The organism is Legionella gratiana (assembly GCF_001467695.1).
In the GTDB taxonomy this organism is placed as follows: domain Bacteria; phylum Pseudomonadota; class Gammaproteobacteria; order Legionellales; family Legionellaceae; genus Legionella; species Legionella gratiana.
The window spans coordinates 37,122-55,879 of sequence record NZ_LNYE01000023.1 but is presented as its reverse complement, the minus strand read 5'-3'; the positions used below and the strand labels follow the sequence as shown (position 1 = coordinate 55,879).

Here is an 18,758-nt window from a genome sequence, read left to right as displayed (position 1 = left end):
CTTCCATTTGTACTTTACAAACATCGCTTAACTCTCTACCATCTGCCTCTAAGGGACAGTCCAACTTAGAAATAAAATGGAAATTTTTTGCTTTTTTATAGGCATACTTTATCGGTATACCTCATATATATTCTTACCTCTAATTCTGTTCTTTATTTTTTTCATTATTCCAAAATATTCGAATATTTTGTTTTTTATTTTAGGCATCATTGTCTCATCGCTGCATCAATCACAAAACCTACCTAAAGGAATACCTGATGTGGATGTGATACCCCAAGTTAGTGTTCAAGGAACCATTACCTCAATACCGGATCAGAGTCCATTTAAAACACTTTTTTTATTTGCATTAGAACAATATGATAATCATCCAGCACAAGGGATCGTGCAATTAGCATGGTATAATAAAGCACCAAAAGTACGTTCAGGGCAACGATGGAAATTTAATGTAAAATTAAAAAAACCTAGAAATTACCTTAATCCAGGAAGTATGGATTACGTGCGTTCGCTTACAACACGCCACATCATATGGACTGGTTATATTCATTCTACAGGCAATAAGTTGCTTCCCAAATCATCTTCATCGTTCAGTTGGCTGGAATTTAGAGAACAATTAAGCAATCAACTTAACCTGTTAGCACCTGATCAAAAAACTGCGGGAATTGTAGAAGCCTTAACTTTAAACCTAACAACCCATATCAACCAAGAGAGTTGGGATTTATTTAGACGTACGGGCACAACTCATTTATTTGGCATTTCAGGTGAGCACATTACCTTAATTTCAGGTATCGTTTATTGGCTACTACGTTGGTTATGGACTCGAAGTTATCGCCTTTGTTTATATATTCCTGCACCTTATATTGCCAGTATCGGTGGTCTTCTAGCTGCTTTAGGATATGCCTTTTTAGCAGGTTTTGCTCCTCCTGTGCAAAGAGCTCTTATTGGATGTTTTTTTTATACGCTCTATAGTTTGGGCCAACAGCGTTTTACCGCTTGGCAAGTATGGCGTTATGCGTTATTTGGTGTTTTATTGATTGAGCCGCATACAGTATTTATGCAAGGATTCTATTTTTCTTTTCTTGCAGTAGCTTGCTTGCTTTTAACGCAACAACGTTGGTGCTTAAAAGGATATAAAGGCTCTTTAGCACTACAGTTAAGCTGTTTAATTGGGCTAATGCCCTTAACCTTATATTGGTATGAGTATGGTTCAATTAATGGATTTATTGCAAACCTATTCGCAATACCCCTAGTTGGATTACTCATTGTTCCCTTAGCATTGGTCACTATGACGGTAAGCTCCTTAAGTATCGCAAAATTATTGATCCAACCCCTTTCTTTACTCATCGACTTACTGTTCCAAGGATTATCTTGGACAGAACGCTTAGCGTCTATAAATATCAATTGGTCTATTCATTCGATTGAACTTGCTGCTATCCTAATTGGAGCGTTGTTGATATGGGTTTTATTGCCAATTAAATCCTTTCAGAGGATCGCTGTTTTGTGGTTATTGCTCCCATTTTTTCCACCACAGACAATGATTCAATTCGGCGAGGCAAAAATTGATGTTTTGGACGTAGGACAAGGTTTAGCAGTTGCAATCCGAACGCAACATCATGTTTTGCTTTATGATACTGGAGATCGTTTCTTTCAAGGAAATGATTTAGGAACAATGGTTATTTTGCCTTATCTTAAAACATTAGGCATCAAAAAAATTGATACCATAGTTGTGAGTCATCCTGATCAAGATCATCGTGGAGGGCTTAATTCTCTGGAGAAAGGGATGCAGGTAGAACGACTTTTAGTCAATGAGCCTCGTTTCTATCATCATGGTTTAAGATGCCATGATTACCCTCCCTGGAAATGGGATGGTGTATCTTTTCGCTTCTTACCAATTAAAATCGCTTTTAGAGAAAAGAATAACAGCTCTTGTATTCTACAAATAAGAACACATGCCGGACGTGTACTATTAACTGGCGATATCGAAAAAAAAGCTGAAGATTATTTAGTACAAACTTATGGAAATAGACTTACATCCGATGTTTTACTTCTCCCCCATCATGGCAGCAAAACATCTTCATCCTATCGATTCTTATTAGAGGTTGCCCCCCGCTATGCTATAGCCTCTTTAGGTTTTGATAATCGCTTTCACTTCCCTCATACTAAGACTTTAGCAACCATGAGAAAATTAAATATTCCCTTTTACAGAACAGATACTTGCGGCATGGTACAAATTACTTTGCCTACCCAAGGGCAAATCAATAATCCAATTTGTTTTAGGGGGAAGAAGTTGCAATCCGTATAGCCAAGCGACTCTATGAGTTCATGTTAGGTCTGTTGTTCATCATCAGATGCTTCTTCTTTAAATTTAGAAATACTTTTAATATGAAGCATGTGGACAATTCATGTTCGCGGCACGCAGTCGATGAACATGAATTGTCAACACGCCTACTCTATTTGGATTTTTAAATGGTGAATCTAAGTGTCAAAAGAATTTTATAAATCTCCCAGCCTGCAACAGTAAAAAAAAGACTAAATCCAGCAGTTGGAATAGCAGCTAGTACCCCTCCAACTAACAGAATTGTAGCGACCAGGCCTGCAAATGAAAAACCCCTTGTTTTGCCATATGCTATTAAATCCAGTAAATTGTTCTCAATCGTTTTTTCTGCCATAATAAACCTCCAATTACTGTATATAACCTCAATATGTATTATGATGCGCCACAATTAAACGTGTATTAACTTTTGTACTACAATTGCGTATACCCAATTACTGAAGTAGATCCATCAACCGCGTGTAAGCAATTTAAAAAAACGATTTGAAATGATCTTTGTTGTTTATGCGCGCACATACAATTGGCATTGCTATGAAACAAATTCGTGAGGGTAAAATAGTGAGTGAGAACCTTAATGTCGGATATAAATCAAGTAGTGATTTTCGTGATGCTTTTTCTAAAATTATGGGAACAGCTCCCTCTCATTTAGCAAAATATCCTACTGTTTTGAAAGCCTCTTGGATTGATTCACCATTAGGACCAATTCTTGCAATCGCTAATAATGATGCTTTATATCTTTTGGAGTTTGTTGACAGACATGGATTAGAGCATGAAATTGAGAAAGTGAAACAAAAAATGAAAGCGACGATTATCCCTGGCAATACCCCTCCAATAAACTCTATTGAAAAGGAGCTCCAAGAATATTTTGCGGGACATCTGAAAAAATTTAATACACCAATCAAGAGGATAGGGAGCCCTTTTCAAAAAATGGCCTGGCATGCTTTAACATCGATTCCTTATGGAGAAACGAGAAGCTACGCAGAACAAGCTCAAGCTATAGGTAAACCAACTGCATACAGAGCCATTGCCAATGCAAACGGGGCAAATCAGCTGGCAATTATAGTTCCTTGTCATCGTATTATTAACTCCAGTGGCAGTCTAGGAGGTTATGGAGGTGGTATTGCACGTAAGCAATGGTTAATTGAGCATGAGAAGAAGAATAAATAATGTAAGCTCGATATAAAAAGCATAGAAACACCTTTATCGCTAAGCGAATGATCGAGTTCTAAATAAAAACAGTTCGATATGAAATAATGTTAGGTTGAGCTATGAATTGATAGATACGTAGCTTAAATGCAAAGAAGGAAAACCAGGATTTTAAGTTATCGAGATCCTGAACTCCACTACATGACATCTATGCTACGAACTAACAATTGCGAGCACCCTCTCCCCCAAAATTTTTTTTGCAGTGCATATGCTTTAGAAGTCAATTTTACGAGCGCGAAAGCCCGAAAATTTTTTCAGTTGAGGTATTTGTCTTTTATACTCTCCTGCGCTGGCTACTCTAAAAGGACATATCACTCGATTAACTTCCAACATCAGTACATAATAACAAGATAAAAACCATCTTAAGATACAAGATGTTATTATTTACATTTTTTTAACTATTTGGTTTCGAGTTAAGCGATAAGCCAATTAAATACGTGCAACACCTCTTCTTATTTCAAAAATCCGATATAAGTTCAACGGCAATAAAAATGAATGTAGAATAAAAATCGGATAGAGCGTACTACCAATTGCATACATAATAAACGCTACATTAGAACAGATTGCTATTAGACGTAATGTCAAAATCCTTTTGACATAGAAAGTTGCAAAAACCAAACAACAAGCTACATAACCAATAATTTCGATCGTTGCTTCCATTTCAACTCCTTTACTTCCAATCCCTTCATTATTTAACATACACCTTGTATGCTTAAGTAGCAAGTGGATTTATTTTTTATTGTCTTTATGAAGTAAAGCAGAAAAGAAATAAATCTGCATAAGATTTCTCAAAAAAATTTATTAATAGTGCCTCAACTCAAAAACGTCGACGTTAACAACAATCTGCCTACTATAAAGGCAATGCTGTTGTAGAGGAAGTAACCGGAGGAATAAAACTTCGCTCGGGAACAAAAGTAATTGCTTCCTGTTCAAATGTAGTTTTAATAGCAGATAATACTTCGTCTCTTACTGTTGCTAAATCAGTACTGGACCAATACAACACTTTCAGCTCTATACCTCCCCTATCAATCATCTGCGAGAATAAAATTTTGGTACTTGGTATCGGTAAAATATGACTGCATTCATCGCAAATTTTTTGGAGCAAAGACTTAATATTACTGATATCATGCACTGCATCAATTCTTAATATTATTTCATCACGTTTTTGCGGATAGGTGCTTAAATTAGTGATTTCTGACTTGATTAAACCCTCATTAGGGATACGAATCAAACGATTATCATTTGTTTTAATTTTGGTAGATAACCAATCAATAGTCTCTACAGTACCTTTAATATCTTTAATCGAAATAACATCCCCTACTTTAAAAGGTCGTTCAAAGAGTAGAAATACACCACTAATTAAATTAGATGCAGCTGTTTGCGAAGCAAAGCTTAATGCAACGGTAAACAAACCTGCTGTTCCTAACAATATAGTTAATTTGAAGCCCATTTCATGTAATGCTGAAACTAAAAACAACAAAAATAAACCATAATAAACCACACGATTTGACAACATGGCATGATGTTTTGAAAATCGATTCTCAATGAATTTTTCAACCCAATGACTGATTTTCTTAGCAAAAAAATAACCAAAAATAAGCATAGATAGAGCGAAAACAATACGCTCCCAGTCAACATGTTTCAAATATTCTAATGTGCTATCCATAAAAGGCCATTTAATATTAAAAAAGCAAACAGCGATTGTATCAATTTCAACCAAAAGATACCATGAACTTTTCACTCAATGAGCTATTTGCTTGTAAGATTAAGATTGAATTACAATGTCTTGTCTTATATGACTGTATCCAAAATGTATTGTTCCTATTTGATATAAAACAAAAACCCACAAGAAGATCTCGCAGGTTAAATCGATGTAATTGTATGTTACTTAATAGCAGGAATCTTGGAACCAACAATGTCCATAAGCATTGCAGACTCGAATGGTTTGGCAGGCGGGAGGCGCATAATAATAACCAGGGACACCAATAACAACACTGGTGCCACCCCAGCCCCAACCACCACGATAATAGTCACCATGATAATAACCACCGTGCCAACCACCATAATAACCGCCATGCCAACCCCCACCATGATAATAACCGCCATGATAGCCGCCATACCAAGCAAAGCATGCTCCGGTAGAAAATAGGCCTAGAGCAAAAACTGCAGCACGCATAATTTTCTTTGTTATACTTCTGCTCATCATCATTCCCTATTTCAACTATTGATAAATAAATTATAGCTTAAATAAGTTTTAAAAATAAATGCCATGTCCATTTTTGATGCTTATTTGCTCGTATTCAAGCACAATAATAAAAACAAAATGGATCATCAAAACTTGCTTCATTTATCGATAACTTACTATATTGTAACTTACGTTACTCAAAGGAATGATGTTCGATGTTTGCAATCAAAATGAAACGAATTTATGAAAAACCAGAGCCCGAAGATGGATACAGAATTTTAGTTGATAGGTTATGGCCACGGGGAATAAAAAAAGAAAATGCAGCTATTGACTTATGGCTAAAAGAAATTGCGCCGAGTAACTCTTTACGTAAGTGGTTTCATCATGATTTAGAAAAATGGCCCGAATTTCAAGAACGTTATGCTCAAGAATTAGCTCATGAAAAGAAACTAATCACAACCATTACTGAGAACGCAAAACATCATACGGTTACCTTACTCTACGCTGCTAAAGACAAAACACATAACAATGCTGCGGCCCTACTAAAAATCATTGGTGCGTGTTAACAATTCATGTTCACCGACTACGTAGGGATGAATGGTCAACATGCTTAATACATCGGAAAAATAAAGCAAGAGCAAATACTGTTTTAAAGTTGTATTTAAAATGAAACTTAAGTATCATTCAATGATTGCATACACTATTTATTTGGACCTGCTGAATCTGCTCAAATCATACACCGAGTCTCATTAATTTCCGAATTACTAAAATTTGGAATACTGAGTCAAAAAAAGGGTAGAAACATGATAAAACCGCTAGCCCGTGATATTATAGTTACCTTAATTATAAAACTTATCTTATTGATTTCCTTATGGATAATATGCTTCAAGAATGTGGAAAAATCGCATTTAAGCAATGAACAATGGTTGCTAGGAGTAGCCCAAGAAAAAGAATATCTTCATTCTAAACAAAAATGAATTAGGGAAATCCCCTCCAAAATAGGGGATTATAGTAACAAACAAAGTACATGACATGCGAGGTGTTCCATGATTCCTGGTAGTGAACTAGTCGATCTTTCGCGTTTACAGTTTGCCCTTACAGCGCTTTATCATTTTCTTTTTGTCCCGCTCACTTTAGGCCTATCCTTGCTTTTAGCAATTATGGAAACAATCTATGTCATGACGGGTCGTGATATCTGGAAGCAGATGGTCAAATACTGGGGCGTTCTCTTCGGGATTAATTTTGTTTTAGGTGTAGCAACCGGCCTAACTATGGAATTTCAATTTGGTACCAACTGGGCATATTACTCCCATTACGTAGGTGATGTGTTTGGAGCTCCCCTAGCTATTGAGGGGCTCATGGCCTTTTTTTTAGAAGCTACTTTTGTAGGTCTTTTTTTCTTCGGCTGGGATAGATTAAGTCGTTTAAAACATATGTTTTGTACGTGGCTATTGGCTTTAGGTACTAATCTTTCAGCATTATGGATTTTAATTGCTAATGGATGGATGCAAAATCCTGTTGGCGCTGAGTTTAATTTCCATACCATGCGCATGGAAGTTACTGACTTTGTGGCGGTTATGTTTAATCCAGTAGCTCAAGCAAAATTTGTCCATACCATTAGCGCAGGTTATGTTACCGGATCTATTTTTGTCTTATCTATTAGTGCTTATTTTTTATTACGCGGTAGAAATATTAATTTTGCGAAACGATCAATAACTGTAGCAGTAAGCTTTGGACTTGCTTCCGCTTTAGCGGTAGTGGTACTTGGTGATGAAAGTGGCTACCTCGATAATCAAAACCAAAAAATGAAATTTGCCGCTATGGAAGCAATGTGGCACACTGAAAAAACCCCTGCAGGTCTTACTGTTTTTGGTATTCCCAATGAAGAAACAATGACGACTGATTATGCTTTTAAAATTCCTTATGTATTAGGTTTAATTGCAACACGCACATTCACCCAACCCCTAGAAGGTATTTCCGAGTTAATTGAACAAGGAAAAGAACGAATCAAAGAGGGCATGCAGGCCTATGAAGCATTAACGAGGTTACAAAAGAATCCAAATGATGAACAAGCAAAAGCCGATTTTATGGTACACAGTAAATATTTAGGTTATGGTTTGTTATTAAAGAGATATACTGAAAAAGTAGTTGATGCGACTGCAGATCAAATTAATCAAGCAGCACATGACCTAAAACCCCGCGTTACTCCTTTATTTTTTGCATTCCGTATTATGGTCGCCTGTGGGTTTTTCTTCATTTTATTATTTGCAACTGGCTTTTACTTATCGATGAAACGCAAATTACATACCTCTCGTTGGTATTTGCGTGCTGCATTCTTCGCATTGCCCCTACCCTGGGTTGCTGCAGAACTCGGTTGGGTCGTTGCAGAGTATGGACGTCAACCGTGGGTAGTACAAGATATTTTACCCACTGCAATGGGTACTTCTAGTCTAAGCTCTGCTCAAGTACTCACATCAATCACTGGATTTATCCTCTTTTATACAATACTTGCCATAGTTGAACTCTACTTAATGGTTAAGTACATCCGTCTTGGCCCTGATAATATGGCTCACTAGGAGAGACTCATGATGCCTTTGGATTATGAAACATTACGAATTATATGGTGGGTACTACTCGGTGTATTATTGATTGGTTTTGCAATAATGGATGGTTTTGATTTAGGTGTAGCCATGTGGTTGCCTTGGCTTGCAAAAACCGACATGGAACGACGAGTATTGATTAATAGTATTGCACCCACCTGGGAAGGAAACCAAGTTTGGTTTATTTTAGGCGGAGGAGCAATTTTTGCGGCATGGCCAACTTTATACGCATTATCCTTCTCGGGCTTTTATTTCGCTATGCTTCTTGTGTTACTTGCCTTAATATTACGTCCCGTTGGATTTAAATATCGGTCAAAATTAACCAATACCCACTGGCGTTTGTTCTGGGATTATTCGTTGTTTGTTGGAGGAATTGTACCTGCACTTATCTTTGGTGTGGCAATAGGAAATGTCTTGCAAGGTGTTCCATTTTATTTTGATGATTATTTACGGCCCTTTTACACGGGTAATTTTTTTAGTTTGCTGAATCCTTTTGCCTTATTATGTGGCCTATTGTCTGTAGTGATGTTAGCCATGCACGGCGCTTTTTTTCTGAATTTAAAAACAGAGGGGCATTTACAACAACGAGCCATTAATGCTGGAAAAATAAGTGCTTTATTCACTCTTTTGCTCTTTATTAGTGGTGGCATTTGGCTTCATTATGGTATAGACGGTTATACCTTAAATAGTGCCTTAGCTCATGATGGCCCATCAAATCCCCATTATAAAGCAGTAATTCAACAAGCAGATGCTTGGTTTTCTAACTACCGCACTTTTCCTATCACTTTATTAGCTCCAGGGATAGGAATTAGTGCAGCATTGTTAGCGCTTATTACTTCAAAACATGCGAAAACTGCTTTTATTTGCAGCGCCCTTTCCGTAGCTGGCATCATTACTACTGTAGGAGTAAGTATGTTTCCCTTCATACTTCCTTCATCGACTTACCCAGAACAAAGTTTACTGGTCTGGGATAGTTCTTCAAGTCAATTCACCTTATTTATTATGCTAATTGCTACTGTTATTTTATTACCTATAGTATTGCTTTATACCGCTTGGGTTTACCGGGTATTGCGTGGAAAAATAACAGAAAAAACTATTATTAAAAACAAAGATACTGCTTATTAGGAGGTTTATTATGTGGTATTTTTCCTGGATTTTAGGCACAGGCTTGGCTTGCTGCTTCGCCATCTTAAATGCAATGTGGCTTGAATTAGAAGATTCTAATAACGAATCTTCTAATAAGGAACCAATATAGAATGAACATGCATGAAACCTAGGCCCATACTCTATATCTCAATCTGTTCGGACTTAGGAAGCCATTAGTGCTTGCATTAATGGCACTAAGTTAAGCATTTTTTTGACGAAATTCTTCCCATCTCGACTTCCCGCGGCTTATCCACGACAAGTAGGCAGGACCTTAACTTAGTGCCATTAGTGCTTACAGAACTATAATCCCACCCAGCGGATGAATTCATTGCTTGCATTTAAACTAACCGCAGATTTTCCTTCAAAATAAATAGTGTAATGGGTTGCAGAACCATTTTCTCGAGCAAAGTCGCCGTTGATTTTCACTTCTTTTATTTTGCCTAAATTAACAATCTGCATTTGAGTTTCATAATAACCACCACGCACTACCTTAAGAACTGGGATTACAAAATAAATATGATTGAATACATTCTCTTGACCAGGAGATCCTGCATTGCTATTCGCTAAATAACTCAGTTCTGAGGTACTCAACGCCACATACTCCTCATGATTGATTTGGCGCCGTAGCATACGTGTTAAAGGGGCTGATGTATGAAATATCCGTGTATAATCATCAGCAGAAATGACCACCACGGGTTTACTTTCCGCATACTTGCTTCCTTTATAACCGCTACCCACAAATAAAATCGCATCCCGATGATCATCAGGAGCAGAATCGGGTATTTGCACTGTCTGTGCATGTTCGTATTGAGGTAAGGAGGATTTATCACAATTTAAAAACTTTGATTGAGCAAACCATCTATCACTAGGATAATAAATAACCAATAAAGATTTATCTTTTATGGTATTAATAATTGCTTGGGAATTTTCCAAAGGAAGTGCTGGACACCCCCAACTACGTCCTGGTCTACCGTATTTTTTAATAAAGCGTTCCTCAACATACCATCCGGAATGCATTACTACCGCGCGGTTAGAAGCATTATCATTAAAACTTCTATCTAAACCATCTAAACGTAACGAAAGTCCATCTCGACCATAATAGGCCTGCTGCGTTTGATAAACACCGATACTGCTTGCTTTGCTGTTAAATTTATTGGAAAAATAATTGGTCATTAAAGAGCCCGATTTAATACCATGTGATACATAAGTATAAAACAACAGTTTTCTTGCTTTTAAATCAAACACCCATAACCGTTTCTCATTTGAAGGAAGAGAATAATCAATAATCGTTAAAATATTATTATGATCCACATTATATCGATCCACACACCTTAAAGTGGTAATTACTTTATTAATCACTAAAGGATTTAAATTAGGAGCTTCACGATCCAACATCAGCTTGATGTCGTTTAAGAACAGCTCATTGATTTGGATTGGACCAGGAAAGGGTATCGCTTCATTGATAATATTATCCAGAACTGATTGTGTTTGGGGAAACCTCAAAGGCAGTTGCGGCAAATAATTTGTTGTTACTGCTAAAACGAATAGCAGAATAGAGCCCATGATTTGTCCTTCTTATAGTTATTCAAATCCCATACGTTTACTATAGCTCAAAAACATAATTACGACTGACTAATGAATACCTTAAAAAACTAAAGAGGGAAAACCACAACAAGTTAATGTCTATTTCGGCTAAGAAACCATAAGAGAACATTTTATACTCGGGGATCAAACGGTGTGGAGCTATTATATTAGGTTCTTGCAACGCTGGATATCGCGCATACAGCGCGACATGAGATAGTAAGAGCCAATTGTCCATAGACCTGCATCAAATGCAAATTTAGCTCATGAATTCTATTTTTTACATAGAATGAGTTGCAGTTGTATTTTCGTGCTTAGGAGTAGTGTCTGTCCTATAGCAAATACTGGTTACAGCATTTGTTAGATGTAGAAGGGCATCTGCGACATTAACCATCACTGGCCGAGAAGAACCACCTGAGGCAACCCATCCGTAAATTGCGCCTAAACTTGAAAAATTAAGTGCAGCATTTCCAATACTTGTTAATGCATTATCATTGCCTTGGAAGGTAATCATATTCAATGCATGCATTGCTATTTCAAAACCATTTTCCCAAGCAGTCTCTGGATTGTTAATCATCTCATATGCTGCTAACACTAGGACAAGACCATTGGCCACTTGCATTGTAGCTCGCCATCTATTTTCTTGATTAAAAAAACCTAACATGCAAATCCTCCTTAATAACGTTAAGTTGATCGAACTTTAAACATATAGGTTATAAAAATCAAGCCTTTTTATAATGAAAGAGAATTATTTTTTATTTAGGAACTTAAAAATTAGGGCTTATATGAGGTATAATTGCACTGTATCAATTTTATGGGGTCTTTTAGCCCCATAGCCCCTAGTTACGCATTGGGTTAAAACTCTTTTCTAATTCAAAATCATCTTTTCTCTCAGCCACCATTTCATTAAAAGCGTTTACTGAAGAAGTATCGAGATGCAATAATCGAGTCATAACTCCTTGGCCAGTGGCAAGTACTTTATATTCTTTGCTATTTTTTATCTTTTCCACAACTTGATCAATATTGTCTGCGGTAGCATTTTCTAGTTGCCCCTTAAAATCATGAAGAATTTTGCTTTTTAGTAAATCACCTTTCAAATCCTTAAAGTTTTGCAAGTCCTTTGGACTTGCTTCAAAGGCATGAAATCTATTTTTGCGTGCATCATCTACTTCATGTTTATAATGAATACTCATTTGGGGTTGAAATTGTAGTGTTACTAATTCAGCAACAATTTCATTCTGAGGTGAGACATTACCTAATTGAGCTAAAGGATTCAACTCTTTGGGAATTTCAAATACATTTGGACCTAACATGATGCCCAAATTTGATGCATCCATCAGCGTTTGAGCCTTTTCTGATACATTATTTAATAATTTAAATAAATGGCAAGCAATGTTTCGATTCATTGCATCCATTTCTAACTTGCTAATTGCATCCTTAAATTCTTTGTCTCCTGTTTCTTTGGCCTTTTTTAAAGTGTTAAATTGAGCATAACTAAATAGAGGAGCATCTTCGTTTTGTAATTCACGCAGGACTCGCTTAAGTAAGGCAGCACGTTGTATCTGTTGTAACGGTTCAAAATTTAATGCACCGTTTTGAATTTCATCCATTTTCGTATCAATTAATGCTTTTTCTGGGGATATTCTAAACAGACCTTCTGGAGCAGATTTATCTAATTCACTATTGATTAATATCATTAACTTAAGAGCTGCATTCTGTAGCCGTTCAATCTTCAACTGTTTTGCATCTGGTTTAGGCATGATTCTATCCATTAATTAACACTTTATATGATTAAATTATGACCAAACCAAATTACGTGCGTCTTAAACAGCACATGCGATTTGCGTATAGTTTATACAGTTTCTTTATATCGTAACTACCCACGTCATCCCGAGCGCAGCGAGGGATCTCCCTGCAGTAGCACATACTAAAATACTGGAAAAAACACTTGAAAAATTATGTGGTTATGATCAAATAGCGCAACTTCTCAATAAGTTGTGGCAATGCGTCATTCCGGACACATAGTCCAACAGAATTAAGGAATAGTACATGCGCTCGGGATGACATGGGGAGTTACTTGATATCTAAGATTGGATTATCTGAATCTTTACCCAGCAATAGCCCACAAATTACAGCTGTAGTACTAGGGCGTGTAAACACGCCCTATTTTTTAATAAAAAACTGAAATTCTTAAAGAGTTTTTGCAACAGAACTTAAAAGTTCGGCTAAATCATTACGAATGGCTAAAGATAATTCTTGTCGCGAGTAATGGGATACTGAAGCATGAGATTTACTAAAAAACGAAGATTTTTCTTTAGGTTTGCTTTTATCCTTCACAACATCCTCTAAAAGAGTATGCAACGATTTAAAAGAACATTCGCATAAAGCACTTTCCTGAAAGGCTTTAAGAATGGGTTCTAATTCATCCTGTAACGTCAATGTAACATTTTTTGGGAAAAAAACATGGCTACTTATCAACTTATCTAAGATTTTGATTAAATAATCAGTCTTATCATTTAAATCTTCGATACTATCGAATGTATTTTTATAAAGTTCTTTCTTATTGGTTAAAACCTTATAATCATATTGGCCTGTCAATTCTCTATCAGGAGCAGAATAGGGAAAAGAAGTAGTTATTGAGGGTGAAGGTGCATCGTTTAAATAAATTGAAACACTATTTTTTATCCTGCCTTGTAGTCCTAGATCATAGAGTTGATCTTTTGAGCTTAAGGGCACAACATGAGCTCCTCCCCCTATAAATATAGGAAGAGTATCTTTACTGCAAAAACTGTTAATAAGTTTAGAAAATTCCTTATTAGTAACAATAATACGATCTGGACTTTTTTGATACGCTTCCATTTTTCGTATGATTTTTTGGGTTATTTCTTTGCTTTTATAAGTGCTAAAAGGATTAGATTTTTTATTTTCTGCGCCTAATACAATTACGCCCACAGAAAAAGAGGCATAAAGCAACTCGTAGGTATCTATTGATTTTTCCTTTAAAAAGGAAGCTTTTTTCAGAGGATCTACATCCCCTTTAATCGCACTTTTTAATGAGCATTTTAAGGTGGAATTTTCGGATTGATTTAAATTCTCACTGATAATGATGATGCGCCGCGGTGAATTTGCAAGCAAATCTAAATTAGAAATAATAGCATCGACAGTAGGGCTGAAATCATGGGTTTCACCAATTAAAATACTTGAAACCGAGCTATCCCTTATTAGTGAACGTAACAATGCTCGAAATGATGAATGGGTATTTTCTATTAGATCCTTAGCGTCCGACGAAGATAACATTTCATACTAATTTTTTATTCATGATGACTAAATATACATCATATTATCTTCGAAGGCAAAATTTTACACACGGTTACGTCCCCATGCTCCGTTTTCGAAAGAATGTCGTACTCAGCGAAGGCTGAAGGGCTAAAATAACTTGTCAAACAGAAGAAGCTTCTCTCTAAGAAAACGTCATAACAACATCTTTAGTGCTTTGTTCTTCCTCTAAATGTTCTTTAACGGTTGTTTTTTTAGTAAATAAGTCGGACAAACTGTCCATGAGTAAACGCACATTCTGTTGATTAGGAACGACATCATTTTTCTTTTCCCGGTTTATGTCTCGATCTTCTGCTTTAAGGCGTCTCTTAATATGATTTTTAATCTTTTCATCGAAATGAGGATTTTGCTCCATTTGCAGCAGTTCCTTATCAATTGAGTTTTGGTACTCTGCTGCAAGTTTATTGACTTGCTTTTTCAAAGTAGAGGCTTCATCAATCATTTGCACCTTTTCTGTTTTAAAAAATGAACAGAATCGTGATAGAAAATTGCATATTTTAACCAAAATAGTATCATGTAAACGAATGAATTCTTTTAATGTTTCTCTCTTACTCTTAAGATCATTAAGAACATGTAAATTCTCTTTTATATGAACCACTAATTTATTGCTTGCTTGCACCGCTTCCTTCAGCGCATCGTTTGCTTTTTGTAAAACAGCGAGCTGCTCTGAACTCTCACGAGCAATTAACTGCTTCATCTTTTCATCTTGATTAAAAAATCGATTATATATTGCAGTAATTTGATTTTCTTTTTTCTCTAGTTGTTTTTTCAAATCAGATAAACAAATTTGTGCAAGCTCTTTTAATTTAACCTTACAATCGCTATCTAAAGTAGCAGGAAAAGTAGATGAAAATACATCCTGGACTATTTGTGGTGTCGCCGTTCGGTAAGCAACAGTGAGCGGTGAAGCTATCCACGAAAGCCCATTGATGACTCCAGAAGATAAATCAGGGGATTCAATCGCTTTCTCTAATTGCTCTGTTTTTTCAAGTAATTGTAATTTTACAACTCCTTCGGTATTCTCTAAAAGAGTTTGATACAATTGCTCATGACTTTTTATAAAATCAAAAAAATATTTTCTTCCAGTAATTTTCCGATCATTATCTTGTGCAGCTGCAATTAACTTATTGATGTTTTCGATTTTTGCTTCGATTTCAGCCTTTTTCTTTCTCTGTTCAATTAAATTTCCAATCCCTGAGGAAACCCTCTCTATATCTGCTTCAAACTCAGCAAAACTTGCCAAAATATCTCGTTTTATTGGTTTTGTTCCTATAGAGTGCGAAACTCCTGTTTGCAAACGCTCATGAAGCAAGGGAGTGTAACTCACTATTTTAAAATAGCGCTTATTTAAAAGAAATTTAATCGATTTTAATGGATCATCATCCTTATCTGATTCTATTTCTGTTTCCATTTGTTCTAATTGATGCTCTTTTTCTTCAATCTTTTGTAAGAAATAGGCGATCTTGAGCTTCATTTGTTCCACGTTAATAATAAGAGATGCCACCATTTGCATCGACCAATCAAGCTCGTTCAAGGACAGTCTTAGAATATGGAACAACATATAAGAAGAAAAAATAAAGGTTTTATACTGTTTTTTATCTGTAAAGGGTATGCTCTCTATAGCGATTAATTGTTCAATAGTGTCAATTAATAAAGCAATATTTTTCGCGGTATCGTTTTTCCAATTATCATACAACTGAGTCAATGTAGTACTTAAATGAATAAGTAATTCTTTTTCTTGAGTTGCAGTTTCTGGTAATTGTACGATTGCTTCATCTATAAATAATTTAGTAAAGACTGCCGTGGCCCAAGAGCGAGAATTATCCTGATCAAAATCTTTAAATTTAGTTTCAGCCTCAGCCTTAATTACTTCCAGATTATCTGCAGAATTCACGCACTCATTAATGAGTAGTGCTACCTCCAAAATATGAAGTTCATCATCCGATTTACTGCCACGCCATTGCTGAAAACGTTCCCTTTTACTTAGCATATTAACTCAACTCACTGGTTGATTGACCTATCCCTTAGATTAGATAATCTCTTATTATATAGGAATTGCATTAAAGAGCCAGATGCATCAACTATCAAGATCACTTGCTTTACGATTCACACTTTCAAGGCGAGTATTTTCTTCAATAAGTTGATTTATTAATACATTTCCATACCCTATCCATGAATTTTTTTTAATGGTTGTTCCAGGTCCAACAACAGTAGACACACCAATAAAAGCATTATCTTCAATGACAACAGGAGATAATAGAAGTAAACCGCCAATATCGGAATGACAACTTATTGACACCTGACTTGCCAGAGTGACATTTTTTCCGATGCTAATCAATGGGCAATCAACAAAATCGATATCAAACGAATTCATAATTTGAAATGAAACCTTAGCACCCAGTGCACGCCAATAAAAAAACTTAATGCAATGAAATGACTGGAATAAAGGATTGAGTCCCCAAATTTTAGCAGAGCGAGACAAGGCAAAATGACAAAACCAGGCAAGCATCATTTTACTAAGCTCACGCTTATATCGCCCGGGTTTTAGAGTAGGTAAACAAACCCTAATCGCTGCGACAATAATAATAAATGAAGCAAAAAAGACAAATGGCGCTAAAGGTAAGACTATCCAGGTATGTGCATAACCATGATAAATAAATAATCCAGTTAAACTAAATGCAGCAACACCAGGCATCAAACTCAACACAATAGAGATTAAATCACTCACTATTAAAAGAGGTAGCGTTAATTCTGTTTTACGAGGTGCTTTTTTAGTTTTTTTCTCAACCATAATAGTTACCTTTAATTAAATAGGACAGGTTAAAACTTCGGATCATATCTCGCGAATAACGTGTTGAGAAATTAACCTAGGTTTTGTTTGCGCATGATTATCGGCCAATAATTGCTTGAGTGGCAATTTCAACCAAACCATAGGGATGACTTCATGAACAACAACGCTATGTGCATAAGGCTCATTAACCTGCATCAATCCTTCATGCAATTTGATTAATACAGAATCGGGTATGTCCACTGTATCATCAGTCACTAAAACGATCCTATTTCCCAGAAGATTACGCGCAAAATACCAATGGGGAGCCATGTCAAAAGAGACATCGTCCAGCACTTTCAGTAATTCTGGTCCTGTAATGGAACAACTTTCCAATTTGAGCATTTGTGTTTTATAGCAAAACTCAAGTCTAGGCGCTTTATTTAAAAAACCGGTGCATTTTAATACATCTTTTAATTGATAACGAACAAATCCCATCGCGGTGGTTAAAAAAATCTCATAATTAGTTCCGGGTTTTAATTCCCAAGATTGCAAGAGGTTGTTCTGATTAATCTCTTTACCTTCCTCAATAAACTCAACAATATGCGCCCCAGGATGTAAAATCCCTCCAAGTTGATTATCTATAGGAACAGTAAGCCATCCTTCAGTGGCTGAAAAAGTTCCGTCAACCAAGCGTACTCCATCTCCTAACCGTTGTTGCAATTGCTGACCAGGGTATTCACAAAGCCCAGAAGCCCAACATCCTGCAAAATTTATTGAAGGCCAAAATTCTTTAAAAGTACTTGGAGAAGTTTGTGCCAGTTGACGCAAATGCTGCTTTCGTTTATTACTGATATGAATCGGCGGTAAAAAATCAGGAACCGTTTTTTCACCGAATAGATAGGGTAAAAAGTGTTTAAAGTTGTTCACACAGCGCTCAAAAAGAGCTTCAATCACCATAGGTGTAACCGCAAAAAATGCACTAAGATCATAGGCTAATGCATATAAACCCGACCATTGTTCATAAACTTCGGCATTATCAAATACCTCATCAGGCATCGCATAAAAACGCTTAATAAAGAAAGGCAAATGGCGATAATTAAAATTACTAATCCAACCTGAAGGAACACCTGCTGGTGAGTTCTTATGAGCATCTACTGCAACGAGATAGAGAATTTTTTCTTTAAAAAAACCAGGAAATCGTTGCGTTAATGAATAGATATAAGGAGCCATGGTGCGCTGAAATTGCTTCTGAAAAGAAGTGGTGATTGGGAAAAACTTTCTGACGCCAGAAGTACCGGAAGTTTCTGACCAAAATATTATTTTCTCTCCATTAAAGGGCTGAATAAGGCTTTGTTGTGCTGCTAATAGCTCTTCTTGATAATCTTCATAAACGGTAATCGGAAAATCATCTAAATGAACATTCTGTCTGTGATGTAATAAAGATTGCCAATAAGGTGATTGTTGCAATAAAGGCACCGTTTCTTGCATCCATAATCGTTTCCGAGCATGTTCGGGATGCTTGGTGTCCTCAATAAAAGCTTGATACTTTTTTTGAGTCATCGCAGCGATTAACATTCTTTTCCAGTTCATACTCAAGACTCCACC

17 protein-coding genes and 1 pseudogene are annotated in these 18,758 nt (G+C 36.2%); 7 read left to right on the top strand and 11 right to left on the bottom strand.

What is annotated here, in order from left to right:
- The first annotated feature begins 76 nt into the window (after positions 1-76).
- On the top strand, positions 77-2,299 hold the full coding sequence (locus Lgra_RS11110; RefSeq protein WP_058499347.1) for a DNA internalization-related competence protein ComEC/Rec2: 2,223 nt from the start codon (positions 77-79) through the stop codon (positions 2,297-2,299).
- A 160-nt stretch (positions 2,300-2,459) separates the two neighbouring features.
- Here Lgra_RS11110 and Lgra_RS11105 read toward each other — a convergent pair whose 3' ends face one another.
- Positions 2,460-2,666 carry a hypothetical protein gene (locus Lgra_RS11105; RefSeq protein ID WP_058499346.1) on the bottom strand — a complete coding sequence of 69 codons (207 nt, stop codon included), beginning with the start codon at positions 2,664-2,666 and terminating at the stop codon, positions 2,460-2,462.
- 105 nt (positions 2,667-2,771) lie between these two features.
- Here Lgra_RS11105 and Lgra_RS11100 point away from each other — a divergent pair.
- Positions 2,772-3,496, top strand: a pseudogene (locus Lgra_RS11100) (methylated-DNA--[protein]-cysteine S-methyltransferase); the annotation flags it as partial.
- A gap of 468 nt (positions 3,497-3,964) precedes the next feature.
- On the opposite strand, the gene Lgra_RS11095 reads toward Lgra_RS11100, so the two are convergent.
- The 3 genes from Lgra_RS11095 to Lgra_RS11085 all read right to left on the bottom strand — a co-directional run bounded on the left by Lgra_RS11095 (position 3,965) and on the right by Lgra_RS11085 (position 5,738).
- A complete protein-coding gene (locus tag Lgra_RS11095; RefSeq protein ID WP_058499621.1) occupies positions 3,965-4,195 on the bottom strand; it encodes a hypothetical protein in 231 nt (76 codons plus the stop codon).
- A gap of 190 nt (positions 4,196-4,385) precedes the next feature.
- Positions 4,386-5,276, bottom strand: coding sequence for a mechanosensitive ion channel family protein (locus tag Lgra_RS11090; RefSeq protein ID WP_238584427.1), 891 nt, complete (start codon positions 5,274-5,276; stop codon positions 4,386-4,388).
- Between the two features lie 147 nt (positions 5,277-5,423).
- A complete protein-coding gene (locus Lgra_RS11085) occupies positions 5,424-5,738 on the bottom strand; it encodes a hypothetical protein (RefSeq protein ID WP_058499345.1) in 315 nt (104 codons plus the stop codon).
- Between the two features lie 197 nt (positions 5,739-5,935).
- Between Lgra_RS11085 and Lgra_RS11080 the strand changes: the two genes are divergently transcribed.
- The 5 genes from Lgra_RS11080 (at position 5,936) to cydX (ending at position 9,575) form a co-directional block, all read left to right on the top strand.
- On the top strand, positions 5,936-6,286 hold the full coding sequence (locus Lgra_RS11080) for a DUF488 domain-containing protein (protein ID WP_058499344.1): 351 nt from the start codon (positions 5,936-5,938) through the stop codon (positions 6,284-6,286).
- 237 nt (positions 6,287-6,523) lie between these two features.
- Positions 6,524-6,697 (top strand): cytochrome oxidase putative small subunit CydP, encoded by a 174-nt coding sequence (cydP, locus tag Lgra_RS18005; protein ID WP_165482861.1) that lies wholly within the window; start codon positions 6,524-6,526, stop codon positions 6,695-6,697.
- Between the two features lie 69 nt (positions 6,698-6,766).
- Complete coding sequence (locus Lgra_RS11075; protein WP_058499343.1) at positions 6,767-8,296, top strand: cytochrome ubiquinol oxidase subunit I; 1,530 nt, start codon at positions 6,767-6,769, stop codon at positions 8,294-8,296.
- A gap of 12 nt (positions 8,297-8,308) precedes the next feature.
- On the top strand, positions 8,309-9,445 hold the full coding sequence (cydB, locus tag Lgra_RS11070; protein ID WP_058499619.1) for a cytochrome d ubiquinol oxidase subunit II: 1,137 nt from the start codon (positions 8,309-8,311) through the stop codon (positions 9,443-9,445).
- Between the two features lie 10 nt (positions 9,446-9,455).
- On the top strand, positions 9,456-9,575 hold the full coding sequence (cydX, locus tag Lgra_RS11065; protein WP_058499342.1) for a cytochrome bd-I oxidase subunit CydX: 120 nt from the start codon (positions 9,456-9,458) through the stop codon (positions 9,573-9,575).
- 191 nt (positions 9,576-9,766) lie between these two features.
- Here the strand turns inward: cydX and Lgra_RS11060 are convergent, their stop codons facing one another.
- The 7 genes from Lgra_RS11060 to Lgra_RS11030 all read right to left on the bottom strand — a co-directional run bounded on the left by Lgra_RS11060 (position 9,767) and on the right by Lgra_RS11030 (position 18,743).
- Complete coding sequence (locus Lgra_RS11060; protein ID WP_058499341.1) at positions 9,767-11,029, bottom strand: murein L,D-transpeptidase catalytic domain family protein; 1,263 nt, start codon at positions 11,027-11,029, stop codon at positions 9,767-9,769.
- Positions 11,030-11,327: 298 nt separating this feature from the next.
- Complete coding sequence (locus Lgra_RS11055; protein WP_058499340.1) at positions 11,328-11,711, bottom strand: hypothetical protein; 384 nt, start codon at positions 11,709-11,711, stop codon at positions 11,328-11,330.
- A 175-nt stretch (positions 11,712-11,886) separates the two neighbouring features.
- A complete protein-coding gene (locus Lgra_RS11050) occupies positions 11,887-12,807 on the bottom strand; it encodes a RhoGAP domain-containing protein (RefSeq protein WP_058499339.1) in 921 nt (306 codons plus the stop codon).
- A gap of 430 nt (positions 12,808-13,237) precedes the next feature.
- Positions 13,238-14,344 (bottom strand): hypothetical protein, encoded by a 1,107-nt coding sequence (locus tag Lgra_RS11045; RefSeq protein ID WP_058499338.1) that lies wholly within the window; start codon positions 14,342-14,344, stop codon positions 13,238-13,240.
- Between the two features lie 163 nt (positions 14,345-14,507).
- Positions 14,508-16,373 carry a hypothetical protein gene (locus Lgra_RS11040; RefSeq protein ID WP_058499337.1) on the bottom strand — a complete coding sequence of 622 codons (1,866 nt, stop codon included), beginning with the start codon at positions 16,371-16,373 and terminating at the stop codon, positions 14,508-14,510.
- An 87-nt stretch (positions 16,374-16,460) separates the two neighbouring features.
- Positions 16,461-17,174, bottom strand: coding sequence for a hypothetical protein (locus Lgra_RS11035; RefSeq protein WP_058499336.1), 714 nt, complete (start codon positions 17,172-17,174; stop codon positions 16,461-16,463).
- Between the two features lie 42 nt (positions 17,175-17,216).
- A complete protein-coding gene (locus Lgra_RS11030) occupies positions 17,217-18,743 on the bottom strand; it encodes a GH3 family acyl-acid amido synthetase (RefSeq protein ID WP_058499335.1) in 1,527 nt (508 codons plus the stop codon).
- Positions 18,744-18,758: the final 15 nt, after the last annotated feature.

What these genes read in the sequence shown, in the direction of transcription:
- cydP (WP_165482861.1), top strand. Translation starts at nt 6,524, where the DNA reads ATGATAAAACCGCTAGCCCGTGATATTATAGTTACCTTAATTATAAAA.
- Lgra_RS11035 (WP_058499336.1), bottom strand. Translation starts at nt 17,174, where the DNA reads ATGGTTGAGAAAAAAACTAAAAAAGCACCTCGTAAAACAGAATTAACG.
- Lgra_RS11080 (WP_058499344.1), top strand. Translation starts at nt 5,936, where the DNA reads ATGTTTGCAATCAAAATGAAACGAATTTATGAAAAACCAGAGCCCGAA.
- Lgra_RS11040 (WP_058499337.1), bottom strand. Translation starts at nt 16,373, where the DNA reads ATGCTAAGTAAAAGGGAACGTTTTCAGCAATGGCGTGGCAGTAAATCG.
- Lgra_RS11110 (WP_058499347.1), top strand. Translation starts at nt 77, where the DNA reads ATGGAAATTTTTTGCTTTTTTATAGGCATACTTTATCGGTATACCTCA.
- Lgra_RS11030 (WP_058499335.1), bottom strand. Translation starts at nt 18,743, where the DNA reads ATGAACTGGAAAAGAATGTTAATCGCTGCGATGACTCAAAAAAAGTAT.
- Lgra_RS11085 (WP_058499345.1), bottom strand. Translation starts at nt 5,738, where the DNA reads ATGAGCAGAAGTATAACAAAGAAAATTATGCGTGCTGCAGTTTTTGCT.
- cydX (WP_058499342.1), top strand. Translation starts at nt 9,456, where the DNA reads ATGTGGTATTTTTCCTGGATTTTAGGCACAGGCTTGGCTTGCTGCTTC.
- cydB (WP_058499619.1), top strand. Translation starts at nt 8,309, where the DNA reads ATGCCTTTGGATTATGAAACATTACGAATTATATGGTGGGTACTACTC.
- Lgra_RS11055 (WP_058499340.1), bottom strand. Translation starts at nt 11,711, where the DNA reads ATGTTAGGTTTTTTTAATCAAGAAAATAGATGGCGAGCTACAATGCAA.
- Lgra_RS11050 (WP_058499339.1), bottom strand. Translation starts at nt 12,807, where the DNA reads ATGCCTAAACCAGATGCAAAACAGTTGAAGATTGAACGGCTACAGAAT.
- Lgra_RS11105 (WP_058499346.1), bottom strand. Translation starts at nt 2,666, where the DNA reads ATGGCAGAAAAAACGATTGAGAACAATTTACTGGATTTAATAGCATAT.
- Lgra_RS11045 (WP_058499338.1), bottom strand. Translation starts at nt 14,344, where the DNA reads ATGTTATCTTCGTCGGACGCTAAGGATCTAATAGAAAATACCCATTCA.
- Lgra_RS11060 (WP_058499341.1), bottom strand. Translation starts at nt 11,029, where the DNA reads ATGGGCTCTATTCTGCTATTCGTTTTAGCAGTAACAACAAATTATTTG.
- Lgra_RS11075 (WP_058499343.1), top strand. Translation starts at nt 6,767, where the DNA reads ATGATTCCTGGTAGTGAACTAGTCGATCTTTCGCGTTTACAGTTTGCC.
- Lgra_RS11095 (WP_058499621.1), bottom strand. Translation starts at nt 4,195, where the DNA reads ATGGAAGCAACGATCGAAATTATTGGTTATGTAGCTTGTTGTTTGGTT.